Source organism: Agrobacterium sp. ST15.13.015 (assembly GCF_027871645.1).
GTDB lineage: Bacteria > Pseudomonadota > Alphaproteobacteria > Rhizobiales > Rhizobiaceae > Agrobacterium > Agrobacterium leguminum.
The window spans coordinates 12,895-36,085 of the sequence record NZ_JAQAHF010000011.1; the positions used below are offsets into that span (position 1 = coordinate 12,895).

The following is a 23,191-nucleotide window of genomic DNA, read 5'->3' on the forward strand; positions in this document are numbered from 1 at the left end:
ATGACGTGTCGAATTTCGGCTGCTTCGGGTTACTCCACTGATTGACATAGCTTAATCGTTGAGGCCATCAGGCACGAAATCTAGGAAAAGTCTCTGCTTCTCGCGCCATAAGGGCCTTGGTGGTTCCCGGCTTGTGAAACTCGCTCTCACCTCGCAGGCAAATCCTAGTTGACGTCGAGAACTTCGTTCACTAAATGTTCTGTCCATGAGCAAGACTTTTACACCCACCCGCCGAATACGCTGACGGAGACCGGAACCGTTCCCGGTGTCGCCCAGATCGCTATTCGTCGGAGGTGAGGTCATGAAGACCGAGTCCACTCATGTCGCGGGTGATGAAGCCTGCGTTTTTGCGAAATACCGTCCGTTCATTCCGTCTGCGACGCTCAAATGCGTCGGGCGCCCCCTCTATCGTTCGCGAGAAGCGCGTGATTATGCCTGCTTGCTGGACCTGGATCCCAAAGTGTCCGCCTGGCGCTGCGTGCCGCAGCCGATCATCAATGACTCCGGAGCACGAAACCCACGACACCACTATGTTGATTTCGCTGTCGAGACGGAAAACGAAGCCTTGCTCGTGGATATCCGGCGACCGGATGCCGGCACAATCGGCTGGATTGCCAGGTTAGCCGAAAAGCAGGGCTACCGCTATCTGGCGGTGTCCTTCTCCGAGTTCGTCGGCACGCCCCGGATTCAGAATGCCAAGGATCTCATTCGCTACGCTGGATATGACGCACCGCTGGGCGACCGTATCCGAATTCTCGCGGCGTTGGAAGAAATGGGGACGTTACGCGTAGAACATGTCGATCTGGGACTGCGGGTACATAGGCGGAATCATGAGGGCGAGCGTCGTGGTGGTTGCGGTGTAGCCAGCGGGAACGGGATAGTCGTGAATGATCAGCCAGCGGTGGCCGTCGCTATTCCGGGTTTCCCAGCGCAGGCTGAGACCGTCCAGGTAGGATTCGTCGACTTCAAGAAGTGCGAAATCACGGGAAGGCGCAGTGTGCGCCTCTCCGTTGCTCACGTCCTTTGCCGTCAGGCGGATCTTTTCGACCCCCGGTGCGCGCAGATCGATTTCGTCACCCACCGAAAGCTGGCGCTTCGGCTGCCCTGCGACCTTCAGGATGATGATCCAGGCGTTCGGATCGAATCCGGCGCGGGTGCGGGTGCTGTCGCCAGCTTGAAATCAATGGTCGAGGCAGGAATGTCCCTTCGGGACAAGCGGCACGCTCTGGAAGCACACATGTCTCTGCGATCGGATGTTCGAGCGTCCGATATTGATCGACACCTTGGGACGATCCGAGGCGCAGGCGCATTCAGCTTCCTTTCATCAACGTTCAAAGACGCGAAGTCCTTCTATCTCGCGATTTCGAAAGCCGGAAAGTTCGACAAGCAGCTTGCGATCCAGCACCTTGGTGCAGCGCGCGATCAACTCGAAGAAGAGGCGCGATTCAATACTCGCGCGACGAACAGCGGCGTGTTTGGAGCTCGGTTCGACGGCGTCGACACGGACTTCGAGAGCTTTGGCGAACTGGCCGCGTTCTACGAGAATGTGGATGCGCAGTTCAGCGGCTTCAACAATCGGGAGGTGCGAGACTTTTTGAGAAGCGAGATTGTCGACACGCTGATCAATACGCCATCGCTTCCTGATCTTCCGCCCGAGGCCCCACTCCGCGATCTTGCCGAAACATGTGCAAAGCTCGAATCGAAACTTGAGGAGCTCAAGTCCACCGACGTGGAACTGAAACTGCTCAGCCAGATATTCCATCGCCCTGCAGCCGTGACCAGTTCCGATGTACGCAAGTTCGCAAACGATGTTCGCGAACTCCAAGAATTGGTCGGAAAGCTCGATCGGAGCGAACTTGCCGTGGTGCTTGGCAGTCACTTCGACGGTTGGAAGAGCAAGTCTGACGAGATCGATTATCTGGTGGAGGTCGCGCGCTTGCTTCATAAGCATCGGTTCGGAACCGCATTCGCCCTGGCGGCGCGCGAGCGTCGCCTTCAGGAATTGCTCTCCTCGTCCAAGCTCGCCCACGATGCCGCCCAAAATGCGCAGGGCCTGCTCGCGCGGGTTTCTGGTGAAGGTCTCCTCGACATGGGCGCCAAGATCAACAAGCTGACATACGCGCAGGCGTCAGAATACCTTTCGGCTGCATCCAAGGACGTGGAGGCGCTCGCGCATTGGACGAACGTTGCCAAGTCAAGGTCGGAGATCGACCGCCTGGGGCTTCTGGAGACAGTTGATCTCCTAGTCAGGCAGGTGGGAACGACCGACGTCTCCGGCCATGTCGAGGCTCTGCTCCGGCGCGTGGCGGCGGGCCGGGTCTACGAAAAGTACGGGCGAGAGCTTGTGAACTATTCGGGACGGCAGCTCGAGGCTCTGCGCTCAAGACTGAAGTCGCTTGATGACGAGATCACACTTCTTTCTCGAAAGGCGCTGCGACACCTGTTGATTTCCGGATCGCGTCCGCCTGCCGGCAATGCGCGTGGACGCGTCGCCGAATATACTGAGATGGGTCTGCTCGAGCACCTCGCGGGGCAGAAGAAAATCCGGGTCCCGGTGCGTGAGGTCACGAAGCGGGCAGGGCGTGCCCTTCTGGCTCTCAAGCCCTGCTGGATGATGTCGCCTCTCGCTGTGGCTCAGTACATCCAGAAGAACACCTTGGAGTTCGACATCTGCATCATCGACGAAGCTTCGCAAATGCCCCCGGAGGACGCCATCGGTGCCTTGTTCAGAAGCAGGCAGGCGATGATCGTTGGCGACACCCAGCAGCTTCCTCCGACCAACTTCTTCCACAAGAGCATCGCAGACACTGCTGACGACGAGGAAACCGACGCCGTGACCGAGGAATCAGTCCTTGAGATGGCGAACAGCGCGTTCCGGCCACGTCGAATGCTCACCTGGCACTACCGCTCGAAGCATTCGGGCCTCATCAGATTCTCGAACGGCTTGATCTACCGGGACAGACTGACCGTCTTTCCGTCTGCCAACGAAGATAATCCGAGGATGGGTGTTTCCCTGGTGCAGACCAATGGCATCTACAAGGCGGGCGTGAACACGACCGAAGCGCATGCAGTCGTCGAGGCGGCCTTGGACTTCATGCGTCACGATCCGACCCGGTCGCTGGGGATCGTCGCTGTCAACAAGGCGCAGGCCGACTACATCAATGAGCGTCTTCAGTACGAGATCGCGCGAGACGCGGCGGCCGGCGAGTTCGTTGACCGATGGCTCCATGAGCGAGATGGTCTCGAGGAATTCTTCGTCAAGAACCTCGAGAACGTGCAGGGAGACGAGCGCGACGTGATCTTCGTGTCGACGGTGTACGGTCCGCCGTCTGAGGGGGGCAAGGTGGCTCAGCACTTCGGCCCGATCGCTGGTCCCACTGGCCGCAGGCGTCTGAACGTGTTGTTCACTCGTGCGAAAGAGCAGATCAGGACCTTCACCTCGATGACGCCGTCGGACATCACTGCAGAGGAGACCTCGAACCCAGGTGCCTGGATGCTGAAGCGTTGGCTTGAATACAGCGCGGGTGGCCCTCTGCAGGCCGGCACCGGAACGCATGGCGCGTTTGACTCTCCGCTTGAGGAGTTTGTTGCCGCTCAGATCGAATCCATGGGATGCGTGGCAGTACCGCAAGTCGGGGCCGGGGGCTACTCGATCGATCTGGGCGTCCGGCACCCTCAATGGCCGCACGGCTTCCTCATGGGGGTTGAATGCGATGGAGCGGCCTACCATTCGTCGCGGTCAGCGCGGGATCGCGACCGTCACCGCCAAGAGATACTCGAGCGCCTTGGCTGGAATATCCACCGTGTCTGGTCGACCGACTGGTTCGACGACCCGCGGCGGGAAGCGGAGAGGCTCCGCGCGGCCATCGGCGCACGCTTGGAACAGTTGAAAACGAAGCTTGCGGAGCAGGCTGTCGTGTCAGTTCCACCACCCCGTCCCGCGACCGCGACGGCAACGACCAAGAATGTCCGCCACGCTGGGGTCGAACAGCTTGTGCTGCCAGTTGACGCCCCTGCAGTTAAGCCTGATCGCTTCCCGCCTGCGGTAGCGAAAAGCGGCGTCGTGCGCCTCGGGAGCAAAGTTCGCTTGCGTTACCTGGATCGTGGTCAGGAGACTTACCAGTTCACCATCGTCAAGGATCCGAGCGCGCCGGAAAAAGGTCTGGTCAACCGCAGCGCCCCTTTGGCAAAGGCGGTTCTGGATGCCGAAGCGGGAGACGAATTGGAGATACTCCTCGGAAGCCTGATCAGGAAGGCAGTTGTCGAGAGCGTGAGCTAGCATGCGCGGCGGAGAGTTGTCCGCCGACAAGGAATAACTTCAGGAGGAATTTTACGTGCGAATGCCATTCATAACGCTCATGTTCTGTCTCACTGCCAGTGCGACGCAAGCAGACATTCTTGCTGATCTAAGATCCTGCAAGGCCGAGAGCGACTCGCTGAAGCGGCTGACCTGTTTCGACGCCATTGCGGTGTCAGGCCTGGAGGAGACTGCCACCGCGCGGCCCGCAGCAGGTGTTGCGGGCAACTCTGCGAAGGCAACTGTGGAACTGGTCAATGCGAAGATGCGTGTCCAAGGAAAAAGCTATCAGAATCAGATATTCAACGACCGCGTCGAGCTCGTGCCCAGTTTCAAGAATACGTTGAAGAAGACGGTCGTGGCGGTCGCTCACACCGTGTCGATCACCGACGCTTTCGGGGATAAGATAGTCGATGGCGAGAGCAAGCTGGACATCAAGATCCCTCCGGGGAAAACGGTAGTGAGCGAGACGTTCTATACCTGGGAGGACAATCCCTTCATCAAGGGTGAACCATATGACAAGCTGATCGGACCAGTCTCGACGGGGACAGCCAAAGCCACGCTGAACGTGACTAAGGTTATATACTTTGACGGCACGTCGGAGAGTTTCTGATTGGGCCACTTGCCCCTTCTTGTTGAATCATAGTGCCGCAGCTATTCGATGGTTTCCGGCGTCTCGTCTGGATGGCATGAACCCGTCGCCAGTCGAGGCCAGCCGACAGAGCCTCGAATTGGGCGTGGGTCAGCGTCACCGCAGGGCTGAGGCTCTCCAGGCGGTGGATTTCCTGGGTGATGGAGATAAAATGAGCGAATCGAAGACGATCCAGCAAATCCTCAAGGCAAGGGTGCATAAGCACAACGCGAGGGGCAAACGTGTCAGGCTCGATATGCAGCGGCAGGAGCGTACCTATTGGTGCTGGGCGGCGACCAGTGTGAGCGTTGTCCGCTTCTTCGATCCCGCGTCGCACTGGACTCAGCGCTCGGTCGCGTACGAAGTTCTAGGTGAGAACTGCAGCGAAGATTGTACGGAGGGATGTCCCCACGATGAAGTGGCGTGCCTAGATGAGGCGCTGGAAAGAGTCTCATGCTTGTCTAGGATGTCCACAGGCGTCGACGGACCGAAGACTGTCAAAGGGGAAATCGATGCTGGGAGGCCGCTATGCATGCGCATCCAATGGAAATCGGGTGGTGGCCACTTTCTCGCAATCGTTGGCTGGTTTCTCGCGGCCGATAGGGGGACAGTGTATATTGTTGAGGACCCAGCTTACGGTCGCACGAGGATAGCTTCGTCTGACATAGTTACAAGGTATCGTGAAATCGGGCGCTGGACCCATTCATATTTCGTAACAACACCCACGTTGTATGATCCGGAGGCAAACAATTTGATAGATAAAGATCCTGAGGCAGTAGGAGGCTAACATGGCGATAATAGCTCCCAGCAACTCTGAAGTGGTCAGGGAGACATTCATCGAAGGTCTCGCGAATATGATTGAAAATGACGAAGGTGTCGGTGGTGATTTTGTGTCTGCTCCAATCACCGGTGATGCGCCACTGCCAGTTTATACATTGAATGCCCAGGCAGCCGCAACGATGGATTTGACGCAGCCTCCTGGGGGCTGGCGTTACCTATTCTCTCTGGGCGGTGTACCAATGTTTGCTGACATTGTAATCGAAAGTCAGGATCAACTGAGGTTCAACTCTTTGACCGAAGGGAGAGCTGCCGAAGCGTTCATTGAAGCATTCGGTTGGGTTCAGGATTTTGCCGACACCGAAGCCGATCAATTCATGCTGCGTATCGTGGAGGTTCCTGCAATAAACGAGGTGGCTGTCTGGCTACACGGTCAAAAGGATGATTGGATATTCGAGGTTCTTCGTCGGGGCGAACAGGCCACCAATAGGCCCGTGCGGGTGTTCGACTATCTGTCCGAACTATCTGCGGATATAGAGCGCAGCTACATCTTCTCGGGCATGCCGACACCGTCCGATCACAACGGAAACGACCACGACATTTAGTCCGCTGCACGGTGTCGAACTCTTTGAGATGTCGTCTCAAAATTTTGACCACGGCCATGGTGTTCGCAAGTAGATCGGCTCGGATGCGCACGTTTAAAAAGCCCGTCTGTAGCGGAAGAACTGGCCCGCGGGGATAGTGGAACCCTATGTCAGAATGCTCAGCGAAATGACTGCCGTAAGGATGCCTGTGTGTGAACGTGTTTAGAAGCAAGGTGAGTTCCCCCATCCCAGCCTGTCTCCAACTGCTCCTTGTGCTGAGTTTCCTTGATGAGTTCGTGAGCAATCAGAGCGGGGAGCAGAGAGTCGGCGTCCATGTGCCAGGTTCTGAGCTTCTTGAAAAGAGATTTGAAGGAGTCGACCTTGGCAGGATCCTCTGAATAGCATTTTCCGAGCACTTTTTAGTGCCCGGAAATAGTCAAATGTGGTGTTGGCCAGTTTCAGGTTCCAAAATGGCCAGTATTAGGGCTATTTGGCCAGTATTAGGTTGGTTTTTTCATCAGATATCCAGATTATCAGCGAATGCCGCCCGTTCCTGAATGAAACGGAAGCGGGCATCGGCCTTGGTGCCCATCAGGTTGTCGACGGCCTCGCGGGTGCCTTCGAAATCCACGTCGTCGATCTCGACGCGCAGCAGGGTGCGCTTTTCGGGATCCATGGTGGTTTCCTTCAGCTGCTGGGCCATCATCTCGCCGAGGCCTTTGAAGCGGCCGATTTCGACCTTCTTGCCCTTGAAGACGGTTTCCATCAGCTCGGCGCGGTGGGCGTCGTCGCGGGCATAGGCGCTCTTGGCGCCCTGGCGAATGACGTAGAGTGGCGGCACTGCCAGATAGAGGTGATTGCCGCGAATGAGTTCCGGCATTTCCTGATAGAAGAAGGTGATGAGCAGCGAGGCGATATGGGCACCGTCGACGTCGGCATCGGTCATGATGATGATGCGCTCATAACGCAGGTCCTCTTCGCGGTACTTGGTGCGCGTGCCGCAGCCGAGCGCCTGGATGAGATCGGCGATCTGCTGGTTGGCAGAGAGTTTTTCGCGGCTGGCGCTGCCGACGTTGAGGATTTTGCCGCGCAGCGGCAGGATGGCCTGGTTGGCGCGGTTGCGCGCCTGCTTGGCCGAGCCGCCGGCCGAGTCGCCCTCGACGATGAAAAGCTCCGCCCCTTCTGCGGTGTTCTGGGCGCAATCCGCCAGCTTGCCGGGCAGGCGCAGCTTGCGCACGGCGGTCTTGCGGTTGACTTCCTTTTCCTTGCGGCGGCGCAGGCGCTCTTCGGCCCGCTCGATCACCCAGTCGAGCAGCTTTGCCGCTTCGCCCGGATTGCCGGCGAGATAATGGTCGAAGGGATCGCGCAGCGCGTTTTCGACGATGCGCTGAGCCTCGACGGTTGCGAGCTTGTCCTTGGTCTGGCCGACGAATTCCGGCTCGCGGATGAAGACCGAGAGCATGCCGGCGGCCGAGATCATCACGTCATCGGTGGTGATGTCCTTGGCGCGCTTGTTCTGCGTCAGGTCCGCATAATTCTTCAGGCCCTTAGTGAGCGCGATGCGCAGGCCGGCCTCATGCGTGCCGCCTTCGGGCGTGGGAATGGTGTTGCAATAGGAATGAATCTGCGTATCGCCGCCATACCAGGTGACGGCCCATTCCAGCGCGCCGTGGCCGCCGGTCTTTTCCGTGCGGCCGGAGAAAATCTCGCGGGTGACGGTGAATTCCTTGCCAAGCGTGGCGGCAAGATAATCCTTCAGGCCGCCTGGGAAATGGAACACGGCCTTTTCGGGGATTTCACCGCCGGCCGGCACCATGCCGGGATCACAGCTCCAGCGGATTTCGACGCCGCCGAAGAGATAGGCCTTGGAGCGGGCCATGCGGAAGATGCGGGCCGGTTCGAATTTTGCGTGGTCGCCGAAGATCTGCGGATCAGGATGGAAACGCACGCGGGTACCGCGGCGATTGTGCACGTCGCCCAGCTCTTCCAGCGGACCGATCGGCAGGCCGCGCGAGAAACGCTGGCGGTAAAGCTTGCGGTTACGGGCCACTTCCACTTCGAGAAGATCGGACAGCGCATTGACCACGGAAACGCCGACGCCGTGCAGGCCGCCCGATGTCTCATAGGCCTTGCCGTCGAACTTGCCGCCGGCATGCAGCTTGGTCATGATGACTTCGAGCGTCGACTTGCCGGGCACCTGCGGGTGGTTTTCCACCGGAATGCCGCGGCCATTGTCGGTGACCGTCAGGAAACCTTCGGCGTCGAGGTGAACCTCGATGAAATTGGCGTGGCCGGCGACGGCCTCGTCCATGGAGTTGTCGATGACTTCGGCGAAGAGATGGTGCAGCGCTTTCTCATCGGTGCCGCCAATATACATGCCGGGGCGCATGCGCACCGGCTCCAGCCCTTCGAGCACGCGGATCGAGGACGCGCCGTAGTCGTCACCGGATGGTGATGCGGGGGCGGGCGGCGTCACGGCCGCAACGGCTGCGGGTTTCGGCTGCACATTCGCGTTGGCGGGCACGTTGGCGGCCGCGGTCACCGGCGTCTTTGCGGCGTCCTCGTTCGTTTCCGTATCGCTGTTTCGTGCTGCCGGAAGACCGGAGAAGAGATCGTTGCTGTCGTCCATCATGTCCAAAGTTCAAAAGCGTGTGTCAGAATTTCGCCATGCGAATCATTATGCCAGTAGCGTCAATCATAACGCCAAACGCGGTTCCCGTCCGATTTGAAGTGGGCCCGTCTGGCAGACGCGGCGCATCCTATGCCACGATTGTGTCAGGGTTTCGCAACAGGAGGATTGCGCTGGCGAGGTTGCAATGGCAAGTCTCGCAGCCACGAATGAACGGTTAGCCAAGGCATGTCCACAGCTCATTTCACGTTTTGTACTCTTTTCAGCCTGACTGTTGCGGCCATGCCGGTTGCAGCCTTCGCCTCCGACGGGCCGCTGCGGCCGTTCAAGGATGAACTGTTTTCCGCCCAGACGGTGCTTTCCACCGCCGATGGCGGCGCTTCAGAAGTCATCGACTATCAGGAGATGCGCGATATCAACGGCCGCGACGAGGTGCCGGAGCGGCGGGTGAAACGGCAATATGTCGATATGACGCCGAAGAAAGCGCAGGCGCTGGAAACAATGTCCGTCGAGGGCAGGGCGCTTGAGGTCGGCCGCGTCGGGCCGGCAAGCGGGCAGGCCTTCACGGTCATCTTCATCCACGGACGTGGCGGCGACCGGCGGCTCGGCATGAACGACTACACCTTCGGCGGCAATTTCAACCGGCTGAAAAACCTCGCTGTGGCCAATGGCGGCACCTATTATGTGCCGAGCGTGCGCTCCTTCGATGAAAACGGCGTTGCCGATGTTGCTGCGCTGATTGCCGATGCGGCCAAAAAATCGGGCGGCAAGCCTGTCATTTTGACCTGTGCCTCCATGGGCAGCTTCATCTGCTACGGCATCAGCCGCGACAAGGCTGCCGTCGCCAATCTCAAGGGCATGGCGATCCTCGGCGGTGCGGTCGATCCGGATTTTCCGAAAAGCGTCTTTGCCAGGGCGAAGAAGCCGGTCTGGTTCACCCATGGCAGCGCCGACAAGGTCTATTCTGCTGATCAGCAGGCCACGATCTTCCGTTCCTTGCTGAAGGCCGGCGAGCCGGCGCGGTTCACGCGGTATGAGAGTGGCAGCCACGGCACACCGGTGCGCATGACCGACTGGCGGGCGGTTTTGAACTGGATTTTGAGCCGCTAAGGCCTCGACTTGGGTCAGTAACGGCAAATTTTTAGAAATTGCCCGTCGTTTTGAACCTTCGGGCCGCTTTTTTGTACCATTTGTTGCCGGCTGAGGTTAAAGGAATATCCCGGGATTTCCGGCGGCGTTTCTGTCGCGATTATGGGCCGTGATACGGCTGAGGGAAGGGGCGCCGCCACAGGCGGCCTCAAGACAAAGGGAATGGGATACGCATGACGCCGAATGTTCGACCGCTTGTTGCCGGAAACTGGAAGATGAACGGCACCCGTGCCTCGCTCGATCAGATCAAGGCCATGGCAGAGGGCGTCAAGGGCGCACTGTCTGAAAAGGTGGATGCGCTGATCTGCCCGCCCTCGACATTGCTCTACGTGGCAACGGCGCTGTGCGATGACAGCCCGCTGATGATCGGCGCGCAGGATTGCCACCAGAACGCCTCCGGCGCGCATACCGGCGATATTTCCGCCGAGATGATCGCCGACTGCTTCGGCACCCATGTCATCGTCGGCCATTCCGAGCGCCGCACCGACCATGCAGAGACGGATCATCTGGTGCGCGCCAAGGCCGTGGCCGCCCATCAGGCCGATCTCATTGCCATCGTCTGCATTGGCGAGACCGCGGATGAGCGCAAGGGGGGGCAGACGCTCGATATCCTCAAGCGCCAGCTTGCCGGCTCCCTGCCGGATGAGGCGACGGCCGAAAATACCGTCATCGCCTATGAGCCCGTCTGGGCTATCGGCACGGGTCTGACACCCACCGTGGACGATGTGCGCGAGGCCCACGCCTTCATGCGCGACGAACTCGTCAAGCGCTTCGGTGAGGCCGGCAAGACCATGCGCATCCTCTATGGCGGCTCTGTGAAGCCGGCCAATGCGCTGGAACTGATGGGCGTCGAGAACGTGGATGGCGCGCTGATCGGCGGCGCGAGCTTGAAAGCCTCAGACTTCCTGTCCATCTATGCGGCATACGAGCAACTGACGGCCTGAGACAGGTTTTCCTGTTACAGATGGCGGCAAAGGGGCTTGGAATAAGCCTTCGCCTCATGTAAAGAGCCGCGAAACCTTCTTTGTAGTGCTCCGCGCGGGGCATGGAATGGATTGTCATGCAGACCGTTTTGATTGTTATTCACCTCATGATCGTGCTGGCGCTTGTCGGCGTGGTCCTGATCCAGCGCTCCGAAGGCGGCGGCCTCGGTATCGGCGGCGGTTCGGGCTTCATGTCCGCGCGCGGAACGGCCAATGCGCTGACGCGCACCACGGCGATCCTTGCCGCGTTGTTCTTCGCGACCTCGCTCGGCCTCGGTCTCCTGACGCGCTACGAATCGCGCCCGACCGACATTCTGAACCGTATTCCGGCCACGCAGGGCCAGGGTAACGGCATTCTCGATACGCTCGGCCCGGCGACGACGCCATCGACGCCGGCTCCGGCCGAGAATGGCGTTCCGACCAATGGTGCAGCCGCGCCGGCTCAGACGACCCCGGCTCCGGCCGCTTCCGGCACGGCCGCTCCGGCCCCGGCGCAGCCCGCTGATCCGAACGCAGTTCCGACCGGTCAATAAGCCCGGTTTTGATTTAACGCTCCGGCAGGCCAAAAGCCTGCCGGTTTTCTTTTGTTCGCATTCCGGCCTGTGACCCATCGCAAATTCGTCAACAGCGAATTTTCGAAAGCATGAAATTTGGGCTGGCGGAATCAGAGGTAAAAAGGTATCCGGTGAATCCCATGGCGCGATATGTATTCATCACAGGCGGCGTGGTCTCCTCTCTAGGCAAGGGCATCGCTGCGGCAGCACTCGGAGCTTTGTTGCAATCCCGTGGTTATCGGGTGCGGCTTCGTAAACTCGACCCCTATCTGAACGTCGATCCCGGCACCATGAGCCCGACACAGCACGGCGAAGTGTTCGTGACGGATGACGGTGCCGAGACGGACCTCGACCTTGGCCATTACGAGCGCTTCACGGGGCGTTCGGCCACCAAGACCGACAACATCACCACCGGTCGCATCTACAAGAACATCATCGACAAGGAACGGCGTGGCGACTATCTCGGCGCAACCGTTCAGGTCATTCCGCATGTCACCAACGAGATCAAGGATTTCGTGATCGAGGGCAATGACGATTACGACTTCGTCATCTGCGAGATCGGTGGCACGGTGGGTGACATCGAGGCGATGCCGTTCATGGAAGCGATCCGTCAGCTCGGCAACGATCTGCCGCGCGGCACGGCGATCTATCTTCACCTGACGCTGATGCCTTACATTCCGGCAGCTGGCGAATTGAAGACCAAGCCGACCCAGCATTCCGTGAAGGAACTGCAGGCGCTCGGCATTCATCCCGACATCCTGCTGGTGCGTGCCGACCGGGAAATCCCGGAAGCGGAACGCCGCAAGCTTTCGCTGTTCTGCAACGTGCGTCCTTCCGCCGTCATCCAGGCGCTGGATGTGGCGAACATCTATGACGTTCCGATTGCCTACCACAAGGAAGGCCTCGATTCGGAAGTGCTGGCCGCCTTCGGCATCGAGCCGGCGCCGAAGCCGCGTCTGGAGCCCTGGGAAGAGGTCTGCAACCGCATCCGCACGCCGGAAGGCGAAGTGACGATTGCGATTGTCGGAAAATATACCGGCCTCAAGGATGCCTATAAGTCGCTCATCGAGGCGCTGCATCACGGCGGTTTTGCCAACCGCGTCAAGGTCAAGCTGGAGTGGATCGAGTCGGAAGTCTTCGAAAAGGAAGACCCGACGCCTTATCTCGAAAAGGTCAACGGCATTCTGGTGCCCGGCGGCTTTGGCGAGCGCGGTTCGGAAGGCAAGATCATGGCGGCGCAGTTTGCGCGTGAGCGCAACGTGCCTTATTTCGGCATCTGCTTCGGCATGCAGATGGCGGTCGTGGAAGCGGCCCGTCACCTTGCCGGCATCGAAAATGCCTCCTCCACCGAATTCGGCCCGACGTCCGAGCCGGTCGTCGGCCTGATGACCGAATGGGTGAAGGGCAACGAGCTGGAGAAGCGCTCCTCCAAGGGCGATCTCGGCGGCACCATGCGTCTCGGCGCCTACAAGGCGGCGCTGAAGAAAGACACCAAGATCGCCGAAATCTACGGCACCACGGATATTTCCGAGCGCCACCGTCACCGCTATGAGGTGAATGTGGATTACAAGGACCGGCTGGAAGAATGCGGCCTGGTCTTCTCGGGCATGTCTCCGGATGGTGTCCTGCCGGAAACGGTGGAATATCCCGATCACCCGTGGTTCATCGGCGTGCAATACCACCCGGAACTGAAGAGCCGCCCGCTCGACCCGCATCCGCTGTTTGCGAGCTTCGTGGAAGCAGCGGTGGAGCAGAGCCGGCTGGTTTGACGGTTTGAATGAGATGAAGAGGGCCGCGACAGCGGCCCTTTTTTGTTTATGCGAATGGCTTTCTTCCGTCATGCCGGACTAGATCCGGCATCCAGCCACGGCGCGTCTGCGCCGTGAACGAGTCTAAAGCGATCAAGGACTTGATCGCGCTGGACCCCGGATCTAGTCCGGGGTGACGGAGTGTGGATGCGATAGCCGCGACAAACATGGCATTTCGAGATGGGGCGTCGATCATTTAAGTCCGACCCGCTAACTTCAAACAAAAAAAACGGGCCCGAAGGCCCGTTCCGCATTCCACCAAAATTCAACAGGCTTACTTCGGCCCGATCATGTTCTCCGGGCGCACATACTGGTCGAACTCCTCGTTGGTGAGGTATCCGCCGCCGACGGCCTCGTCGCGCAGCGTCGTGCCGTTCTTGTGCGCGGTCTTGGCGATCTTGGCGCAGATGTCGTAGCCGAGCTTGCTGTTCAGCGCTGTCACCAGCATCAGCGAGTTCTCGACGCCCTTTCTGATATTGTCTTCTCGGGCTTCGATGCCGACGACGCAATTGTCGGTGAAGGAAACGGCGGCGTCACCCAGAAGCTGGACTGACTGCAGGAAGTTGTAGGCCATCATCGGGTTATAGACGTTGAGCTCGAAGTGTCCCTGCGAACCGGCAAACGACAGTGCTGCATTGTTGCCGAAGATGTGGGCGCACACCTGCGTCAGCGCTTCCGACTGGGTGGGGTTGACCTTGCCCGGCATGATCGACGAGCCGGGTTCGTTTTCCGGCAGCGACAATTCGCCGAGTCCGGCGCGCGGACCGGAGCCGAGGAAGCGGATGTCGTTGGCGATCTTGAAGAGTGCAGCGGCAGCCGCATTGATCGCGCCATGGGAGAAGACCATGGAATCGTGCGAGGCGAGCGCCTCGAACTTGTTCGGCGCGGTCACGAAGGGCAGGCCGGTGATCTTGGAGATTTCCTCGGCGACCTTTTCGGCAAAGCCGATGGGAGCGTTGAGGCCCGTGCCGACGGCGGTGCCGCCCTGGGCGAGCTTGGAGAGCGCGGGCAGGGTGGTTTCGATATTGGCGATGGCGGAGGCGACCTGCGCGGCATAACCGGAGAATTCCTGGCCGAGCGTCAGCGGCGTTGCATCCTGCGTGTGGGTGCGGCCGATTTTGATGATCTTTTCGAACTGCTTGACCTTGGCTTCCAGCGCCTTGTGCAGGTGCTTGAGGCTCGGCAGCAGGTGGTGAACGATCTCTTCCACGCAGGCGATGTGCATTGCCGTCGGGTAGGTGTCGTTCGAGGACTGGCTCATATTGACGTGGTCATTGGGGTGAACCGGCTTCTTGGTGCCCATTTCGCCGCCGAGCATCTCGATTGCGCGGTTAGAGATCACCTCATTGGCGTTCATGTTGGACTGGGTGCCGGAGCCGGTCTGCCAGACGACGAGTGGGAAATGCTCGGTCAGCTTGCCGTCGATGACTTCCTGCGCGGCGGCGATGATGGCCTCGCCGACCTTGGGGTCGAGGCCTGCCAGCGCCATGTTGGCGCGGGCGGCTGCCTGCTTGACGATGCCGAGCGCGCGAACGACAGAGGCGGGCTGCTTTTCCCAGCCGATCTTGAAGTTGCCGAGCGAGCGCTGCGCCTGCGCGCCCCAATAGCGATCGGCCTGAACTTCAATGGGTCCAAATGTATCGGTTTCCGTCCGTGTGGCTGTCATCAATCTTGCCTTTTTACTCGTTTTCCTCCGCCAAAACGGCGCCTTCGCCCGCCTTGCGCGGCCGATATATAGAATCATCGCGCCGGCAATGAAAGCGCTGCAATGCAGCGGAGGCAGATATTTCCCGCCGCGCAAAAGCGATTTCGCCTTAAGGCGCGGTGCAGGGTGAAAAAGGCGCCAGCGTGTCATTTTTACTACGACGCGAAATGGCCGGAAAGCCGGGCTTTCCGGGGCGTCCGGAAGGTGTGGCGGGGCAGGGCAAAGTGAATGAAATAAATGGAAATTTAACCATTCTCACCAATTCTGGAAATTACGTTTTTACGGCTTTGGCTGTATCATAAGGTTCATTTCGGCACGGTTATGGGCCTTTTCACGTTTTCTTTTCAACGGGCCGTCGATCGGCTAGACAAGCATGAAACTGATGCCCGCCCTTTCGCTGGCGGTGCTGGGTGCTACGAGGATCAAATTGCAAGTCACATCTGGAAAAACATCGGCAGCACTGGTGCTGGCTCTCGGTCTTTCCGTTTCCACCGCTCTTCCCGGCAGCGCCGGTGCGGTAACGCTGATGGACCTCCTGCGCGGCGGTCCTGGCAAGATCGCGCGTGATCGCGGTGAGTTGCCGCCGGCCGGCATCGTCACCTCGCCCTCCGGATCGAGCGCTGGCCAAAGTGCCGATGCTTCCGATCCCGAGCCGCTGCCGCGTGTTTCCGGCCCGCGTTATTACGACTACAAGGCGGATACGGTCCGTGCGGTGAACACGGCGAATTTCGGTGAAGGCCTTGCCAATCTGAAATTCAGCGCCACCCCCGAGATCGCCAAGGCGCTGGAAGCCTATTACGGCGCCGGCGGCAAGACGCTCTGGATTTCGGAAGGCGAGCTGACCGCGCGCGCCAATGCTGTCATCGCCTTTCTCGAGACGGTCGGAGAAAGCGGCCTCGATCCAGCCGATTACAGCATTTCGCCACCGGCAAAGGATGTGACGGCCAGCATCAGCAACGCTTCCGGTGCGGCTGCGACCGATACGCCGGTGGAGACGGCCTCGGCGCCCGTGTCCGACACCTATCAGCGGGCGCAGATGCAGTTCGAGCTGGCGCTTTCGGCCAAGGTTCTCGCCTATGTGCAGGATACGGCCCGTGGCCGTGTCGATCCGAACCGGCTCTCCGGCTATCACGATTTCAAGCGCAAGACCGTGAACCTCGCACCGGTGCTGAAGCTTGCGGGCCTGAGCCCCGATGTCGCCGCCTATCTGCGCAGCCGTGAACCGTCGAGCGCCGAATATCTGGCGCTGAAGGCGGAGCTTGCCCGTCTGCGCGGCGAAGGCGATGCGGCGCATGTCGTCCGCGTTCCCGCCGATCTGGTGCTGAAGCCCGGCAACAGCAGCGCGGATATGGCCAATGTCGTCAAGGCTATCGAACATCGCGCTTCGCCCGCCTTCAAGGCCGAACATGCGGCGATCATTTCCGGTTATCAGCAGACGCCGGATTATACGCCCGATCTCGTCGATCTGGTGAAGGCGTTCCAGAGCGAGAACGGTCTGAAGCCCGATGGCGTCATCGGCCGCGCCACCGTGCGCGCCATGGTCGGCGAAAGCAATGACGCGAAGATCGCCAAGGTGCAGGTGGCGATGGAGCAGGTCCGCTGGCTGCCGGCCGATCTCGGCCAGCGTTATGTCTTCATCAACCAGCCCGCTTTCATGGCCTATTATCACAATGATGGCGTGGAACAGTTCGGCATGAAGGTGGTCGTCGGCTCCAAGGCCAACCAGACCTATTTCTTCCAGGACGAAATCCAGACCGTGGAGTTCAACCCCTATTGGGGCGTGCCGCAGTCGATCATCGTCAACGAGATGCTGCCGAAGCTGCGCCGCGATCCGTCCTATCTCGACCGGCTGGGCTACGAAGTGCAGGTGGGCGGTCGTGCCGTCTCTTCCACCAGCGTCAACTGGTACGGCTCCACCAATGCGGTTTCCGTGCGCCAGCCGCCGAGCAGCGACAATGCGCTGGGCGACCTGAAAATCCTGTTCCCCAATGCGCATGCCATTTACATGCATGACACGCCTGCCAAGAGCTTCTTCAACCGCGACATGCGGGCGCTGAGCCACGGCTGTATCCGTCTGGTCGATCCGCGCCGCATGGCCGCCGCCGTTCTCGGCACCAGCGTCGACAAGGTCGGCGAGCAGATCGCATCCGGCAAAAACCGCGCCATGCAGGTGCCGGAGAAGGTTCCGGTCTATGTGGCCTACTTCACCGCCTGGCCGGACAAGGACGGCAAGGTGCAGTTCTTCGACGACGTCTATGACCGCGACAGCTATGTGCAGAAGGCGTTTGCCGTGACGACGAAGGCGCGGGCCGCATCGATTTGATCGGCATACCATCAAGAGAAGAAGCGCCGGAGACGGCGCTTTTTTGTTTGAAGGAAGGCCTGCCCAATTTGTTTGGTGCTGGAGTCCGCCTGCTACATTTGGCGTCAACGGCAACACCGTACTCCGTCACCCCGGACTTGATCCGGGGTCCAGCGCGATCAAGTCCTTGATCGTAAGAGACTCTCTTCACGGCGCAGACGCGCCGTGGCTGGATGCCGGATCTAGTCCGGCATGACGGAAGAGAGGTTATTCAGCTCTCATTGACGTCGGAATCGCCGTTCCTTGGCGCTTTACTTGTCTGGTCCAGCCTCTCAGGCCGCCGCTGCACCCTTCGCAACCAGCTCTTCGAAGAGCGCCGGCGTCAGCGCAGTGAAATCGTCGATCACGACATCCGGTTCGAGTTCAACCATTGGCACATCCGAATAACCGAAAGTGACGCCAATCGACGGCACCGCGGCGTTCTTTGCGGCGAGGATATCGTTGATGCTGTCGCCGACCATGACAGTGCGTTGCGGGTTGCCGCCGGCCTTTTCGATGGTGCCGAGAATATGGCGGGCATCCGGCTTGCGGAAGGAGAAGGTGTCGCCGCAGGTGATGGCGGCGAAATAGCGTGTCAGGCCCAGTTTTTCGAGTAGCGGCAGAGCGAGGATTTCAGTCTTGTTGGTGCAGACGGCAAGCGTGATGCCGGCTTCCGAGAGCGCCTCCAGAGTATCGACGATACCGGGATAAGGACGGCTTTCACCCGGCATTTCGGCGCGGTAATGGGTGATGAAGCGCTCATAGAGCGGTTCGATTTCGGCTTCCGGCAGTTCCCTCTCGCGAAGCGCGAAGGCGCGCTTGATCATGACCCGCGCGCCCTGGCCGACGAGGTGGGTCAGGTCGTCATAGGTGACGGGAGCAAGCCCGGCTGCGGCGATGGTGTGGTTGAGGCTCGAGACCAGATCGGCGGCGGTATCGACCAGCGTGCCGTCGAGATCGAAAATGGCGAGCGGGGAGAGCGGGCGGGATGTCACGGGAACTGGCCTCTCGGGAATGCGTGTAACTGATGTATCGGTGCTTTCATTCCCGCCAAGCCTAGGCAAACGGGCCTGTCTTTGCAACCGCGTCACAACGTTCTGTTCGTTGGCTTGAAAAAGGCTTTCGTTTGGCTTTCGACCCGTGTAAACAGCACGGCGACGACAAAGTTACCGGAGTTTCAGGCACATGGATGCCCGCCAGATGAAGATCAAGGCCGCCGAGGCCGCATTGTCCCACGTACAGGATGGGATGAGGCTCGGTATCGGCACGGGTTCGACGGCCGAGGAATTCGTCAGGCTTCTGGCCGAAAAGGTCGCCGCCGGTCTGAAAGTCGAGGGGGTGCCGACATCCGAGCGCACAGCGCGCCTGTGCGTCGAGCTTGGCGTGCCGCTGAAATCGCTGGATGAATTGCCGGAACTGGATTTGACCATCGACGGTGCGGATGAGGTCGATCATGCGCTGCGTCTCGTCAAGGGCGGCGGCGGCGCGCTGCTGCGTGAAAAGATCGTTGCGGCGGCATCCGCCCGCATGATCGTGATCGCCGACCAGAGCAAGGTGGTGGAGACGCTGGGCGCCTTTCCGCTGCCCATCGAAATCAACCCGTTCGGCCAGGTGGCGACGCGTATCGCCATCGAAAAACTGGCGTCGCGTTCCGGGCTTTCCGGCGCGCTGACGATGCGTTCGTCGGGCGACGGCGCCTTCATGACCGATGGCGGACACCTTATCCTCGACGCATCTTTTGGCCGTATTCCTGATGCAGAAGCGCTAGCACGCGAGCTGAACACGATTCCCGGTGTCGTCGAGCACGGACTTTTCATAAATTTGGCATCGCTTGCCATTATCGCGGGTCCTGAAGGCGCCCGCGTGATGCAGGCAGTATAACAGGAGCGAGATTTTCATGGTCAAATTAGCGGGACTGGGCAAAGCTGCCGCTGCTTCGATCCTCATTTCCGGCATCGTGTTCGGTACTGCCGCACGCGCTCAGGAAATTTCGGAAGCGCATATCGCTGCCGCACGGCAGGCGATCACCTCTCTTGGCGTTACCGACCGTTTCGATGACATTCTGCCGGGTCTGGCGGAGCGTCTGAAGGCCGAACTCATTCAGGCTTCGCCGAACGTTCAGGACGCGATCACCGAGACTGTCGATGCGAAGGCTCTCGAGCTTGCGCCGCGCCGCGCCGATCTGGAGCGCGAAGCAGCGCTCACCTATGCGCGCGCCTTCACCGTTGAAGAGCTGAACGCCATTTCCACCTTCTACAGCAGCGAAGCCGGTAAGAAGCTTCTGAAGGACGGCCCGATCGCCACGCGCGAACTGATGAAGGCCGCCGATATCTGGGCCGCCGGCATCAACCGCGACCTCAACGCTTCCAGCATGTCGGAACTGCAGAAGGTTGCCGGCGCCGATCTGAAGCCGCTTCCGGCCGATCAGAACGCCACCGGTGGCGCTCCGGCTGCTCCCAAGCCCTGATTGGGTGAACGGACAATTCAGAAATATTCAAAGCCCGGCCGCAAGACCGGGCTTTTCATTTGTGCGTCGCAGCACCTATATGTGCCGTGAATGCGCCGCCGCCCGTCTCGAGGCTGAGGACGGCGGTTTTGATCAGGGGTTTTGACTATGACAGCTTATGACTACGATCTTTTCGTCATCGGTGGCGGTTCCGGCGGCGTGCGCAGCGGCCGCGTGGCGGCCTCGCTCGGCAAGCGCGTCGCAATCGCCGAGGAATACCGCTATGGCGGAACCTGCGTCATCCGCGGCTGCGTGCCGAAGAAGCTGTTCGTTTATGCCTCGCAATTCCCTGAGCATTTCGAGGATTCGGAAGGATTCGGCTGGAGCGTCGGCGAGCGCAGCTTCGACTGGAAGAAGCTCATCGCGGCCAAGGACAAGGAAATCACCCGTCTCGAAGGGCTCTACCGCAAGGGTCTGGAAAACGCCAAGGCCGATATTTTCGATAGCCGGGCGGAACTGGTCGACGCCCATACCGTGAAGCTGACGAAAACCGGCGAGACCTTCACCGCCGAGCGCATCGTGATTGCCGTCGGCGGCACGCCGAACGAGCACAAGGCGCTGCCCGGCCATGAGCTGACGATCTCGTCCAACGAGGCTTTCGACCTGGAAGAGCTGCCGAAATCGATCCTGATCGCCGGCGGCGGTTATATCGCTGTCGAATTCGCCAATATCTTCCATGGGCTCGGCGTCGAAACGACCCTGATCTATCGCGGCAAGGAAATCCTGTCGCGCTTCGATCAGGACATGCGCAAGGGCCTGCATGAAGCGATGGAGGCCAAGGGCATCCGCATCCTTCTGGAAGATATCATCGAGGAAGTCAGCAAGGACGGCGCCGGCGGTTTCGTGGCACGCACCAAGCAGGGTAGCTCTCTGCATGTAGGTCTTGTCATGCTGGCGCTTGGTCGCGATCCGAATACCAAGGGCCTCGGTCTCGAAAACGCCGGTGTGAAGGTGGATGCGCGCGGCGCGATCATCGTTGACGATTATTCGCGCACGAATGTGCCGAATATCTTCGCGCTGGGTGACGTCACCGACCGGGTACAGCTGACGCCGGTGGCAATCCATGAGGCAATGTGCTTCATCGAAACCGAATACAAGAACAACCCGACCAAGCCGGATCACGAGCTGATCGCGACGGCGGTGTTCTCGCAGCCGGAAATTGGCACCGTCGGCCTTTCGGAAGAGGAAGCCGGCAAGAAATATCCGGAACTGGAAGTCTATCGCGCCCAGTTCCGGCCGATGAAGGCGACGCTTTCCGGCCGTCAGGAAAAGACGATCATGAAGCTGATCGTCAATGCCGCCGACCGCAAGGTTGTTGGCGTCCATATTCTCGGCCATGAGGCGGGCGAGATGGCGCAGCTTCTCGGCATCACGCTGAAAGCCGGCTGCACCAAGGATGATTTCGACCGCACCATGGCGGTTCATCCCACAGCCGCCGAAGAACTGGTGACGATGTATTCGCCGAGCTATCGCGTCGTGAATGGCGAGCGTGTGTAACGCCGGTACGGGCGTCGTATAATCGTCGCCCACATCAGCCTGCCGCCCTTTGAAAGCGAAGTTTTCGAATGGCGGTGGGGTTGTTAAATCGTTTGAATTGACTTTTGTGCGTCTGGAGCGCTCAAAACGGGCAGAATGAGCCGGATGGCTCGGGGATCGGCTATGCAAAGCCGATGCTTGGAGCTATAAGCCGCTCAATTTTTCGAGGCGGCCGCGCGACGTCGCGTGGGCGAGAAAAGGGTGAGAACATGGCACAGAATTGGACCCCCGGCAGCTGGCGGCAGAAACCGATCCAGCAGGTTCCCGAATATCCGGATGCGGCAGCACTTGCGGCAACGGAAGCCACGCTTGCGACTTATCCGCCCCTGGTCTTTGCCGGTGAAGCCCGCCGCCTGAAGAAGCAGCTCGCCAATGTGGCGGAAGGCAACGCCTTCCTGCTGCAGGGCGGTGATTGCGCCGAAAGCTTCCTTGAGCATGGCGCGGACAACATCCGCGACTTCTTCCGCGCGTTCCTGCAGATGGCCGTCGTGCTGACCTATGGCGCGCAGCTGCCCGTCGTGAAGGTCGGCCGCATTGCCGGTCAGTTCGCCAAGCCGCGCTCTTCCAACGTGGAAGCGCAGGATGGCGTGACGCTGCCGTCTTACCGCGGCGACATCATCAACGGCATCGAATTCAACGAGGCTTCGCGCATTCCGAACCCGGAGCGCCAGCTCGACGCCTACCGCCAGTCGGCTGCGACGCTGAACCTGCTGCGCGCTTTCGCGATGGGCGGTTACGCCAACCTCGAAAACGTTCACCAGTGGATGCTCGGTTTCATCAAGGACAGCCCGCAGGCGGATCGCTACCGCAAGCTGGCCGACCGGATTTCCGAAACCATGGACTTCATGAAGGCGATCGGCATCAGCGCGGACAATAATCCGAGCCTGCGCGAAACCGACTTCTTCACCAGCCATGAAGCCCTGCTGCTCGGTTACGAAGAGGCGCTTACCCGCGTCGATTCCACCTCCGGTGACTGGTATGCCACATCCGGCCACATGCTGTGGATCGGCGACCGCACGCGCCAGCTCGACCATGCGCATGTGGAATATTTCCGTGGCATCAAGAACCCGATCGGCCTGAAATGCGGTCCGTCGCTGACGCCTGACAATCTGATCGAGCTGATCGATGCGCTGAACCCGGCGAACGAGGCTGGCCGCCTGACGCTGATTTGCCGTTTCGGCCATGACAAGGTGGCGGACAGTCTGCCGAAGCTCATTCGCGCCGTTGAGAAGGAAGGCCGCAAGGTCGTCTGGTCCTGCGATCCGATGCATGGCAACACGATCACGCTCAACCACTACAAGACGCGTCCTTTCGAGCGCATCCTGTCGGAAGTGGAAAGCTTCTTCCAGATCCACCGCGCTGAAGGCACGCATCCGGGCGGCATCCATATCGAGATGACCGGCAAGGACGTGACGGAATGCACGGGCGGTGCGCGCGCCGTGACGGCGGATTCGCTGTCCGACCGTTACCACACCCATTGCGATCCGCGCCTCAATGCCGATCAGGCGCTGGAACTGGCCTTCCTGCTGTCCGAGCGCATGAAGAGCGGCCGCGATGAGAAGCGTCTGGCAATCGCCAACGCCTGATCTGACACCATAAACAAAAAAGCCGCCGGGAGACCCTCCGGCGGCTTTTTCGTGCGCGGCGCTGACCTAAAGCGCCTCGCGTTTAATCTGATTCATGCGACGCGC

16 protein-coding genes are annotated in these 23,191 nt (G+C 59.9%); 13 read left to right on the forward strand and 3 right to left on the reverse strand.

The annotated features are described in order from the left end of the window. Window positions 1–301: 301 nt before the first annotated feature. The 4 genes from PIB16_RS26775 (at window position 302) to PIB16_RS17440 (ending at window position 6,310) form a co-directional block, all read left to right on the forward strand. Entirely contained in the window at window positions 302–4,279 is a 3,978-nt protein-coding gene (locus tag PIB16_RS26775) for an AAA domain-containing protein (RefSeq protein WP_442866786.1), read from the forward strand. Between the two features lie 61 nt (window positions 4,280–4,340). Beyond that, complete coding sequence (locus PIB16_RS17430; protein ID WP_271046048.1) at window positions 4,341–4,910, forward strand: hypothetical protein; 570 nt, start codon at window positions 4,341–4,343, stop codon at window positions 4,908–4,910. Between the two features lie 190 nt (window positions 4,911–5,100). Continuing rightward, window positions 5,101–5,715, forward strand: a complete 615-nt coding sequence (locus PIB16_RS17435; protein WP_271046049.1) for a papain-like cysteine protease family protein — start codon at window positions 5,101–5,103, stop codon at window positions 5,713–5,715. 1 nt (window position 5,716) lies between these two features. After that, the gene (locus tag PIB16_RS17440) at window positions 5,717–6,310 is read left to right on the forward strand and encodes a hypothetical protein (RefSeq protein ID WP_271046050.1); all 594 of its coding nucleotides are present in this window, start codon (window positions 5,717–5,719) and stop codon (window positions 6,308–6,310) included. 496 nt (window positions 6,311–6,806) lie between these two features. Here PIB16_RS17440 and parE read toward each other — a convergent pair whose 3' ends face one another. Continuing rightward, window positions 6,807–8,921 (reverse strand): DNA topoisomerase IV subunit B, encoded by a 2,115-nt coding sequence (parE, locus tag PIB16_RS17445; RefSeq protein ID WP_174036029.1) that lies wholly within the window; start codon window positions 8,919–8,921, stop codon window positions 6,807–6,809. Window positions 8,922–9,146: 225 nt separating this feature from the next. Between parE and PIB16_RS17450 the strand changes: the two genes are divergently transcribed. The 4 genes from PIB16_RS17450 to PIB16_RS17465 all read left to right on the forward strand — a co-directional run bounded on the left by PIB16_RS17450 (window position 9,147) and on the right by PIB16_RS17465 (window position 13,373). Further along, a complete protein-coding gene (locus PIB16_RS17450; protein WP_271046051.1) occupies window positions 9,147–10,028 on the forward strand; it encodes an alpha/beta fold hydrolase in 882 nt (293 codons plus the stop codon). 212 nt (window positions 10,029–10,240) lie between these two features. Further along, a complete protein-coding gene (tpiA, locus tag PIB16_RS17455; RefSeq protein WP_271046052.1) occupies window positions 10,241–11,011 on the forward strand; it encodes a triose-phosphate isomerase in 771 nt (256 codons plus the stop codon). 116 nt (window positions 11,012–11,127) lie between these two features. Continuing rightward, window positions 11,128–11,583, forward strand: coding sequence for a preprotein translocase subunit SecG (secG, locus tag PIB16_RS17460; RefSeq protein ID WP_003524802.1), 456 nt, complete (start codon window positions 11,128–11,130; stop codon window positions 11,581–11,583). A 161-nt stretch (window positions 11,584–11,744) separates the two neighbouring features. Then, window positions 11,745–13,373: a CTP synthase gene (locus tag PIB16_RS17465; RefSeq protein ID WP_003524803.1), complete on the forward strand. Its 1,629-nt coding sequence runs from the start codon at window positions 11,745–11,747 to the stop codon at window positions 13,371–13,373. A gap of 313 nt (window positions 13,374–13,686) precedes the next feature. Here the strand turns inward: PIB16_RS17465 and fumC are convergent, their stop codons facing one another. Beyond that, complete coding sequence (fumC, locus tag PIB16_RS17470) at window positions 13,687–15,078, reverse strand: class II fumarate hydratase (RefSeq protein ID WP_271046053.1); 1,392 nt, start codon at window positions 15,076–15,078, stop codon at window positions 13,687–13,689. A 502-nt stretch (window positions 15,079–15,580) separates the two neighbouring features. Here fumC and PIB16_RS17475 point away from each other — a divergent pair. Next, the gene (locus tag PIB16_RS17475; RefSeq protein WP_271046136.1) at window positions 15,581–17,440 is read left to right on the forward strand and encodes a L,D-transpeptidase family protein; all 1,860 of its coding nucleotides are present in this window, start codon (window positions 15,581–15,583) and stop codon (window positions 17,438–17,440) included. A gap of 311 nt (window positions 17,441–17,751) precedes the next feature. On the opposite strand, the gene PIB16_RS17480 is transcribed toward PIB16_RS17475, so the two are convergent. Next, window positions 17,752–18,453, reverse strand: coding sequence for an HAD family hydrolase (locus tag PIB16_RS17480; RefSeq protein ID WP_271046054.1), 702 nt, complete (start codon window positions 18,451–18,453; stop codon window positions 17,752–17,754). A gap of 190 nt (window positions 18,454–18,643) precedes the next feature. Here PIB16_RS17480 and rpiA point away from each other — a divergent pair, with 190 nt between their 5' ends. From rpiA to PIB16_RS17500, 4 genes are all read left to right on the forward strand, one after another. Beyond that, window positions 18,644–19,339 carry a ribose-5-phosphate isomerase RpiA gene (gene rpiA / locus PIB16_RS17485; protein WP_065654995.1) on the forward strand — a complete coding sequence of 232 codons (696 nt, stop codon included), beginning with the start codon at window positions 18,644–18,646 and terminating at the stop codon, window positions 19,337–19,339. 16 nt (window positions 19,340–19,355) lie between these two features. After that, window positions 19,356–19,925, forward strand: a complete 570-nt coding sequence (locus PIB16_RS17490) for a DUF2059 domain-containing protein (protein ID WP_003524811.1) — start codon at window positions 19,356–19,358, stop codon at window positions 19,923–19,925. 147 nt (window positions 19,926–20,072) lie between these two features. Further along, complete coding sequence (gene gor, locus PIB16_RS17495) at window positions 20,073–21,461, forward strand: glutathione-disulfide reductase (protein ID WP_271046055.1); 1,389 nt, start codon at window positions 20,073–20,075, stop codon at window positions 21,459–21,461. A gap of 248 nt (window positions 21,462–21,709) precedes the next feature. Then, window positions 21,710–23,086 carry a class II 3-deoxy-7-phosphoheptulonate synthase gene (locus PIB16_RS17500; RefSeq protein ID WP_065654997.1) on the forward strand — a complete coding sequence of 459 codons (1,377 nt, stop codon included), beginning with the start codon at window positions 21,710–21,712 and terminating at the stop codon, window positions 23,084–23,086. The last annotated feature ends 105 nt before the right edge of the window (window positions 23,087–23,191 follow it).